Raw genomic sequence first — 548 nt, 5'->3', positions numbered from 1 at the left:
CAAAAATCAACCATGGTTAAAATAGAAAAAAATACAAATGCATCCTATAAAAATTTTTCTTTCAATAATAAAAATAAAAATTTGCTATTAGTAACAAGATATCTCTTCCACATTCTTCTAGGTTCTTGAATGATACGATATAACCATTCCAAACCAGAATTTTGCATCCAAACTGGGGCTCGATTTACTTTACCAGCAACAACATCAAATGTCCCACCGACTCCCATAACGAAGTTAACACCTAGTTCATCTTTCCATTTATTAATAAAATTTTCTTTTTTTGGTGAAGTAATTGCTACGAATAAAAGCTTAGCTCCCGACTCCTTAACTTTATTTACAACAAACTCTTCATTATCCCAAAAATACCCGTCATGATAACCAGCAATAATCAATCCTGGATAAAGTCTTTTAACCTTATCCGCAGTCTGAGTGACCACGTCAGATGTTGCTCCAAGTAAAAATACTGGGAAGTCCCGTCCAGCACTCATTTCTAATAAATTGTAAAATAGATCAACACCAGCTACTCGCTCAGGAACATTATGCCCCAT

The 548-nt window shown here is 34.3% G+C and carries 1 protein-coding gene; it reads right to left on the bottom strand.

Translation table 11 applies throughout. From position 1 onward, the window contains the following. Positions 1 to 44: 44 nt before the first annotated feature. Positions 45 to 548 (bottom strand): WecB/TagA/CpsF family glycosyltransferase (locus VOR_RS0112220; RefSeq protein WP_010319986.1); only part of this gene is annotated, 504 nt, incomplete at its 5' end.

Origin of the sequence: Vibrio ordalii ATCC 33509 (assembly GCA_000257205.1) — a bacterium.
Classification (GTDB): Bacteria; Pseudomonadota; Gammaproteobacteria; order Enterobacterales; family Vibrionaceae; genus Vibrio; species Vibrio ordalii.
The sequence above is the reverse complement of the archived record's forward strand: the minus strand, read 5'-3'. Positions and strand labels throughout refer to the sequence as shown.